Origin of the sequence: Geitlerinema sp. CS-897, from assembly GCF_028368005.1 — a bacterium.
Taxonomy (GTDB): domain Bacteria; phylum Cyanobacteriota; class Cyanobacteriia; order Cyanobacteriales; family Geitlerinemataceae; genus Baaleninema; species Baaleninema simplex.
Map to the genome: position 1 here is coordinate 1 of NZ_JAQNCQ010000335.1, position 8,240 is coordinate 8,240.

The window sequence follows — 8,240 nt, forward strand, 5'->3', positions numbered from 1 at the left end:
CGGTCAAGCAGATTGGTCGGCGTCTCAAGATTTCCGGCGCTCAGTGGGAACGTCAGAACGTTCCACAAGTCCTCAAGCAACGCTGTGCTTATCTCAATGGAGACTTTTACGCCTGACACTTGCAAAACTGGGATGCACCCGATTGGTGGAGAGAATATAGCGCGATTCGACCTGGTCTTGTCCGTAGACCATAAAATATTTATTAAACTGTGGATCTTCCAGTTTAATTCGTACTAAACCCTCTTTAGCTCCATTTTTTCCAATTTTACCCGAGAGTTTTTTCGACAAAACGAGCGTTCGAGTTTTAAACGTCTTAGGAAAAGTAGACCAATACAACAAGCCTTTAAATAAAAGCGTTCTCGATATTGAAGATTCAAAAAACTGTTCCCAAAACTCAGAAAACACTAACTTTCGTCCTCGTGCAATTCTTGAAAATGCGTAAGGAAACCCGAAAACAAAAACAAGAAAACCCGTCATCCACATATAGCTAGAAGACCGACGCCGTCCTTTCAAGACAGACAACCAGTTAAAGGACGATTTTTCAGCACAGACATCTGCAAAAGAAAGCACAGTTCGGCCGACTACTCCAGAAACATAGTCATCTTGACGAACGAGATCGGGAAAGGCTCGACCTAACAGCGTGCTATTCGTTAATGCGTTTCGTGCGGCTCCCATTTCACCAGTCGGAGAATATTGTAAATATTCATCTGGGTCTATAAATTCAAGTATTTTTTGGACAATGTTGCGTTTGAATCCCATTCCGTATTGACTGGTGCGAAAGCTATATAAAAAGACCCAAAGTGTCAACCACAGGGTAGATAAAATGAAAAAAGTTTTCGGCATTTTAGAGGTTAAAATTCCCGAGCCGATAAAAATTGCTAAAAGTATTCCCGAAATTGCGATGACAGATATTAAAACCGATCGACGAGATTTTTCGATTTTTTTGAGTTCCTTCAGTAGCGTTTTCTGGTAAAACCGCTTGAGTTCGGAAACTGTTCTCGGTTCGATTCGAGCTTGTTCGATCGCTTGAAGTCTTTGGGCTTCTGCTTCCGCTTCTCGAGCAGCTGCTTCAGCGTTGCGTTTCGCTCGTTCTAATGAAGCTGTGACTGACTCTAAAAAACGCTGCGCCCAGTGTTGAGTTTCGAGATTCGCATTTCTCGCGAGTTCTTCACTCAAACTGACGGCTTCGTTAAGTTTTCCACTTCCTCGATAGGCTTGAGCGAGAAGTGTTTGTGCTTGCCAATATTGTTGGTTTTTTTCAGTGGTCGAAACTCCAGTAAAGTAACGATCGAGGTGGCTCAACGCTAATTCGTAGTCTTTCTGACGAATCGCAACTTTACTTTGGTTGAGCAACTGCTGAATTTCTAGGGTCGATAGTGATTCGGAGGGGGTTTTAGGTTGTGAAGATTCACTAGAAGAGGCGAGTGTTGTGGAACTAGATGGTAAGTCTGACGGGCGATCGGAACTCGATTCGTTCGTCAATGTTTGGGTTGTTTCATGTTTGGTGGCGACCTGAAGGTGATGGTTGCGTTGTTGCAGGGTTTTCAGTACTTGCTGACCCCACTGCTTTACTTTGGGATGGGGATGAGCTGCGAGTTTCGTACAAAGCTCGATCGCTTCTTCGAGTTGTTGACAAGCGTAGTGCGATCGAATTAGTGCTGTCCATGCAGTGACCTGCTGTGACGTTCGAGGAAACTCGTTTTGACATAATGGTGCCAGTAACGCAATACTTTCGGAATAGCGTTTCTGCTCGAAGGCGGTAATTCCTTCGCGTAAGGCTCGATCTTTAGACATTGTGTTTAATTCTCAAAGAGTTGACTGACGTTAACGTTTTGACGATCGCTCTCGGACGCTTCAAAGACTTTTTTGCGTCGATAGTTGAGTTGAGTGGCGATTATATTCGTCGGAAACATTTCAATCGCGTTGTTATACTCTGTGACCGAACTGTTATAAAATCGTCGTGCGGCTGAGAGTTGTTCTTCAACTTCGTTGAGTGAGGCTTGGAGTTGTAGAAAGCTCCGATCGGATTTGAGTTGAGGATACGCTTCAACCGTGACTAAAAAATTACTAATTTCTCGTGAAATTTGGTTTTCAAGTTCCAATCGCCTAGTATTTGGCAGTCTTCTAGACATAGCTTGCGATCGCAATCCAGAAACTCGAGTCAGAGTTTTTATCTCGAAATCTGAATATTTTTTAGCGACAGCCACTAGGTTTGGAATTAAGTCATATCTTTTTTTTAGAATAACGTCGATGCTAGAAAATGCATTATCAATTTGGTTTTTAGATCGAATCAAACTATTGTAAAGTCCAGTTATCCAAACTGCCAATAAAATAACGACTACGATCGATATGATTAGAGTCCACATTCATTTATCCTCCCTCTTAAAATGACGAAAAATACTTCTATTACGAGATTACAGCGATCGAACGTTTTGAGTTAATGTTGAAAACATCGATTTTTCGCATGATTTTTAAAATTCTGCAATATGCATATGTGTAGTCATCCTAAATCAGTTGTGTAACAAAATGGGAACAAAAAGGGAACCGGGAACGGAGAATTGTATTTTTTAGGGTATTTTAATTTTTGACAACTCATTGGGGACTGCCATACTTAAATTCTCTCATGAAAACTTTTGTGCTGTATTATAACGTATTTTTAGAAAATTTTATTGTGAGAGATTGTTAGTTCGAGCGCTCGAATTTTTCTGCATTATTTCGTAGTTCTTAATAAATCGAAACACTGTCTTCCGTGAAATCTCGTAATTAATTACGATTCGAGCGATCGTTTTTTGCAAATAAAAACAAAATTTAATAAAACTTAAAAGTAGCTATTAAAACTAGGAGTTAAGCATCTCCACCATTTGTAGTGGGCAATGCCCACCGACCTCTCCATTTAGAGTAATTTCGGTCGAACTGCGTAAGTCCTAAAAACAATCAAAATGTCTATTGTCAAGTTAAAACTTCAAGCTTCCGACAATTGCGGACCGAGCGATCGTTGTGACTTACAGGTTGCCGAACGGACAAATATCGTCATTCAAACTACTCAGTAGTTTTACAGAGGTCGAACGAACCTGAATTAACTAGTGCTATGATGGAGCTTAAATTTCCATAACTTAAGCGTTCTTCCACAACTGTATAGAGGACTCTGTAATGAGTAAGCGAACCGAAGCAGAGGCGATCGTTCGTACCCACGTTCTCTGGTCGATGGGAGGTGGATTAATCCCCATTCCACTGGTGGATTTTGCTGCCGTTACTGCAATTCAATTAGAAATGCTCCAGCAGTTAGCCCGAACGTACAACGTAGACTATAGCCAAAGTAACGGGAAAGCCTTCGTCTCAGCCTTAACAGGAACGACGTTCGCCCGCTTGGGCGCGAGTTTATTGAAGGCCATTCCGGGGGTTGGAACCTTGATCGGAGGTGCGTCGATGTCTATTACATCGGGAGCTTCAACCTATGCCGTCGGTCAAGTTGCCATCAACCATTTTGCGAATTCCGGTAACTTGAATAACTTTGTTGAAGACCAAGTCAAACAGGCTTACGATGTGGCGTTCGAGCGCGGGAAATCTTATGTTTCCGATCTCGAAAACGAGAAGAAAGACGAAGCGGCAGATATTTATCAAGCTCTGGAAAAACTCGGGAAGTTAAAAGAACAGGGTATTTTAACTGAGGAAGAGTTCCAAGCCAAAAAACAACAGTTACTCGAGCGACTGTGAACGAGATGAATGCTAGACGTAACGTTGTTAAAACCCTCTTGCCGACCAAATCGTTTGGTGTAGTAGGAGGATTTATCGCTCAGTGGTGCCAAAAACTTTTCGAGATCGGGAATTGACAAAACACATAAAATCTGTGTTGGAACTCAAGCCAGATCCCCAGCACCTGGGAGAGACCGGGGATCTCCGGCAAGCAATTTACCGATCTGGGATTGTGCGGCCAACCCTTTAATATGGCGATATCTTTTCTAACAAGGGCTTCAGGGCTTTTTTCTGCACCAAACCCCCTTTGGTAAGGGGGCTACGGGGGGATATGTGGGCGATCGCGCGATCGCCCACAAAAATAGAGACGCACCGAAGTCCGTCTCTATCAGTTTTCTGCAAACTCTCGACTTAGCGCATGGTCACGAACTCTTCAGCCGAACTCGGGTGAATGCCCACCGTGGCGTCGAAGTCCGCTTTTCGCGCCCCCATCTTCACGGCGATCGCCACCCCTTGAATAATCTCGGCTGCATTTTCGCCCACCATGTGCGCCCCAACAACGCGATCGGTATCGCCATCGACGATCAGCTTCATCAAGGTTTTCTCTTCGCGACCGCCCAAGGTATGGTACATCGGGCGGAATTTCGAGCGAAACACCTTCACTGCATCGCCGTATTCCTCCCGCGCCTCGGCTTCCGTCAATCCCACCGTGGCGGCTTCTGGCGTCGTAAACACCGCCGTCGGCACGTTTTCGTAACTCATCTGCCGCGACTTTCCGCCGAACTTCGTGTCTGCGAGGATGCGCCCTTCGTTAATAGCAACGGGGGTTAGGTTGAGGCGATCGATACAATCGCCGACTGCGAAGATATCGGGATCGTCGGTTTGGTTGTACTCGTCCGCCACGATCGCCCCGTTTTGGGTTTTGACTTTCGTATTTTCTAACCCCAATCCTTCGAGGTTCGGTTTGCGTCCCGTCGCTGCCAAGCTGATGGAATCGGCGATAACGGTGTCTTCCGCACCGCTGAGGTTCAATTGCAACTTACCGCTGTCGAGTTTGTCGATCGAGTCGATCGTGGTTTCGGTCAGAATGCGAATACCGTGACGTTGCATTCCCTCTTGAATCTCAGTACGAACGTCCTCGTCAAATCCCCGTAAGATCTTATCCCGTCGGATAATCACCGTCACCTCAGACCCCAAGCCTTTGAGGATGCAGGCGAATTCGACGCCGATGTATCCACCACCGAGAACCACCGCCTGTTTCGGCTGTTCCTCCAGATGAAAAATTTCGTTAGACGTAATGGCGTACTCGATCCCCGGAATATCCGGTTTGACGGGTTTTCCTCCCACTGCGATCAGAATTTTATCGGCCGTTAGGGTGCGATCGCCGATCGTTACCGTATGGGAATCGACAAATTTCGCGTGTCCCTCAAACACCTCCACGTTAGACTTATCCAACATCCGCTGATAAATACCGTTGAGGCGAGTAACCTCGTCGTTCACCACGCGAATCAGTTTCGGCCAGTCGAACTCGCTTTTCACCGGACTCCAACCGTACCCCACCGCATCGCAAAATAGATCGGAAAAGTGGGACGCATACACCATTAACTTTTTGGGAACGCACCCGCGATTGACGCAGGTTCCCCCCAGGCGATCGACTTCTGCAATTCCCACTTTCGCACCGTATTCGGCGGCGCGTCGAGCTGTGGCGATTCCTCCAGAACCCGCACCGATGACAAATAGATCGAAATCGTAACTCATAATTTTCTCTGTGTCCTCTCATACTACGCTTAACTTGTGAGGGGTTTGGGGAGCCATAAGTCCCGCGCTCCCCCCATCGGTGAGTGTCTCGAGACTTGGACTCCCCGCGTCAATTGAGGGGGCCTCTGCTATCCGCCGCTTCGCGTCTACGATACCCCAAAAATTGACATTTCCTTAGCTTTCAATCTTACTCAAGTCAAGTTGTTAGATATAATGCCTGTGGTGTGGCGTCCCGTAGATTGAGAGTCAAAGGTAGGCTTTTGCCGGAACCTCCAAAGTTCTAGAAACCGCCTCAGAACCTTAACAACTGAAGTTATGGGGTTCCGATCGGGAACACTTAGCTCTAGCGGGTGGCTGCGATCGGGTAAAAACTTCACAGTAGCCAGGAAGCTTTTGTTTAAAAAGCTGTACTCAGGGACTCTGGGAAATGGAAACCGCCTGTCAAATCGTCGGTCTGTCAGGGAGAGAATCTGATGGTTCTCTCTAGATAACCGGATGACCGGGTGATGTGATGATGTGATGATGTAAAATCTCCCTATCTCCTCACCCCCTCATCTCCCCATCTCATCACCCGAGGGAGATGTCTAAAAACATCATGCAGACAAATCCCGCCACGATGCCCAAGGTACCTTCTTGTTCGTAGCTTTTGCGAGCGATTTCGGGGATAATTTCATCGACGATCACGAACAGCATCGCCCCCGCTGCAAAGGCCATCGCCCAGGGTAAAAACGCTTGCGCCACGCTGACCACGCCTGCCCCAATGACGCCGCCGACAGGTTCGACGAGGCCGGTGACGAACGCAACGCCCAACGCATAGGCGATCGAATAGTTTAATTCTCGCAATCCCAACGCGACGACTAACCCCTCGGGAATGTTTTGTACGCCGATCCCCAACGCTAGGGCAATACCGTTTGCGATGTTGCCCCCGCCGAATCCGACGCCGACCGCTAAGCCTTCAGGGAAGTTGTGCAGGGTAATGGCAATGACAAACAGCCAAATTCGTTGGAAGTTTTTCAATGTCGGCCCCTCTTTGCCCTTAAAAAAGTGTTCGTGAGGAAAGTTGTTATGGGCAAACCACAACGCCGCACTTCCTAAAACAATCCCCGCTCCCACAATTAAGGCCGCCACGGTTTTGGAGGCTCCCTGTTCGAGAGCGGCTTCGGTTCCGGGGACGATGAGCGAAAAGGAGGTTGCGGCCAACATGACACCTCCTCCAAACCCGAGAAAAATTCCCTGAAGTCGATGTTGGATGTTGTGAGTGAATAAAATCGGTAAAGCACCGATGCCAGTTCCGAGTCCGGCGATGAGACTGGCTAGGCTTCCAATGAGGATGACATTCATTGACCGTGACGAGTTAAGGATCGACCGAACACTAAAAACACTGTAGGGGCGAACGCTAGGATTCGCCCTCTACTCGGTTCGAGTTTTCTCGATGCTAGGAAGACTTAGGCACTAGCCAGATATTTGTCTAAGGCTTCGGAATCGCCGATGAGTTTCCCGTCGATGAAGACTTGGGGAACGGTGGTGCTACCGCTCATCGCTTTGAGCGATCGCGCGGTGGCGTCTCGTCCCACGACGATTTCTTCGTAGTCGAAACCGCGTTCTTTGAGCTTGGTTTTGGCTTTGGCGCAGAAGGGACAGCCGATTTTGGTAAACAGCGAGACGTACTTCGGTGTTGCGTCGGGGTTGATGTAGTTCAACATCGTCTCGGCATCGGAGACTTCAAAGGGATCTCCGGGTTTCTCGGGTTCGATAAACATTTTATCGATGACGCCGTCTTTTACGAGCATGGAGTACCGCCAAGAGCGTTTCCCGAAGCCCAGGTCGCTTTTATCGACGAGCAGCCCCATTTGTTCGGTAAATTCACCGTTTCCGTCGGGAATTAGGGTGATGTTGTCGGCTTCTTGGTCTTTCGCCCATTCGTTCATGACGAAGGTGTCGTTGACAGACAGACAAATAATGTCGTCAACGCCGTTTTCTTTGAACACTCCCGCTAACTGGTTGTAGCCGGGAAGGTGACTCGAGGAACAAGTCGGCGTGAACGCGCCGGGAAGGGCGAAAACAATAACGGTTTTTCCAGAAAACAGTTCGTCTGTGGAGATATCGACCCATTCGTTATCGCAACGGGCGCGAAAGGTAATGTTGGGAACGCGCTGACCTTCTCGGTTCTCGAACATAGCAGTTAGCTCCTTTGTGAATTAATTCATAATCGTTATGAGTTTATCTTAGCGAGCGATGTTAAGACTTGTCAAGCCTTTTGTAGAAAAAACTGTCCGGGCTTCAAAATTCAGCAATATCGCGCTCTATGAAGTTTAAGCGATTGCCTGTCCCGTGATATCTATCTCAAGGAAGAACAGAGGGGGAGCTTCTTCAGAGACGAGGGAAGACAGGTAACGGGACTTCAACAAATTTCAAGCCCAAATAAAGCCCAAACGCGCTTTGTGAGCGGCAAACAGGTCTCTATTGAAGCTCAGCCACTCCACAAAACGAAAAGACATCGCGGTACGAAAAGCCCCTAAGGCATCTATTTAGGGTTTGCTGAAAAAGTTATCAAAAGCCGGGGGTGGAAAACGAACAAGAAGAAAATGAACAAGAAGCCGTCTTTCTCAAGGTATAAATCTGAATTGACTTAACTCGTCCACTTTATAGGTTACAATAATATTTCTCGACAAAATTATGAAGTTTGGGAAAAATTGACACAAAAAAAGACAGTAAAACTGCCTCAGCAGCTTCACCAGGTTCATCACTAAAAAGGTCAGAGCGATGGAGGTTTCCGAAGTATTAGGCAG

The 8,240-nt window shown here is 47.0% G+C and carries 6 protein-coding genes and 1 pseudogene; 2 read left to right on the plus strand and 5 right to left on the minus strand.

Going from position 1 to position 8,240, the window contains the following annotated elements:
• Positions 1-116, plus strand: a pseudogene (locus tag POG22_RS21515) (ISKra4 family transposase); the annotation flags it as partial.
• Here the strand turns inward: POG22_RS21515 and POG22_RS21520 are convergent.
• Both POG22_RS21520 and POG22_RS21525 read right to left on the minus strand, forming a co-directional pair.
• Positions 94-1,794, minus strand: a complete 1,701-nt coding sequence (locus tag POG22_RS21520) for a DUF3137 domain-containing protein (protein WP_498907072.1) — start codon at positions 1,792-1,794, stop codon at positions 94-96. The pseudogene POG22_RS21515 and the gene POG22_RS21520 sit on opposite strands and share 23 nt — an antisense overlap.
• 5 nt (positions 1,795-1,799) lie before the next feature.
• On the minus strand, positions 1,800-2,366 hold the full coding sequence (locus POG22_RS21525; RefSeq protein WP_498907073.1) for a LemA family protein: 567 nt from the start codon (positions 2,364-2,366) through the stop codon (positions 1,800-1,802).
• 784 nt (positions 2,367-3,150) lie between these two features.
• On the opposite strand from POG22_RS21525, the gene POG22_RS21530 reads away from it, so the two are divergent.
• Entirely contained in the window at positions 3,151-3,714 is a 564-nt protein-coding gene (locus tag POG22_RS21530; protein ID WP_017660701.1) for a DUF697 domain-containing protein, read from the plus strand.
• 390 nt (positions 3,715-4,104) lie between these two features.
• Here POG22_RS21530 and gor read toward each other — a convergent pair whose 3' ends face one another.
• The 3 genes from gor to POG22_RS21545 all read right to left on the minus strand — a co-directional run bounded on the left by gor (position 4,105) and on the right by POG22_RS21545 (position 7,628).
• Entirely contained in the window at positions 4,105-5,451 is a 1,347-nt protein-coding gene (gor, locus tag POG22_RS21535; RefSeq protein WP_498907074.1) for a glutathione-disulfide reductase, read from the minus strand.
• A gap of 567 nt (positions 5,452-6,018) precedes the next feature.
• Entirely contained in the window at positions 6,019-6,792 is a 774-nt protein-coding gene (locus POG22_RS21540; protein WP_498907075.1) for a ZIP family metal transporter, read from the minus strand.
• Between the two features lie 104 nt (positions 6,793-6,896).
• Positions 6,897-7,628 (minus strand): glutathione peroxidase, encoded by a 732-nt coding sequence (locus POG22_RS21545; RefSeq protein ID WP_017660698.1) that lies wholly within the window; start codon positions 7,626-7,628, stop codon positions 6,897-6,899.
• Between the last annotated feature and the right edge of the window lie 612 nt (positions 7,629-8,240).

What these genes read in the sequence shown, in the direction of transcription:
- POG22_RS21525 (WP_498907073.1), bottom strand. Translation starts at nt 2,366, where the DNA reads ATGTGGACTCTAATCATATCGATCGTAGTCGTTATTTTATTGGCAGTT.
- POG22_RS21530 (WP_017660701.1), top strand. Translation starts at nt 3,151, where the DNA reads ATGAGTAAGCGAACCGAAGCAGAGGCGATCGTTCGTACCCACGTTCTC.
- POG22_RS21520 (WP_498907072.1), bottom strand. Translation starts at nt 1,794, where the DNA reads ATGTCTAAAGATCGAGCCTTACGCGAAGGAATTACCGCCTTCGAGCAG.
- gor (WP_498907074.1), bottom strand. Translation starts at nt 5,451, where the DNA reads ATGAGTTACGATTTCGATCTATTTGTCATCGGTGCGGGTTCTGGAGGA.
- POG22_RS21540 (WP_498907075.1), bottom strand. Translation starts at nt 6,792, where the DNA reads ATGAATGTCATCCTCATTGGAAGCCTAGCCAGTCTCATCGCCGGACTC.
- POG22_RS21545 (WP_017660698.1), bottom strand. Translation starts at nt 7,628, where the DNA reads ATGTTCGAGAACCGAGAAGGTCAGCGCGTTCCCAACATTACCTTTCGC.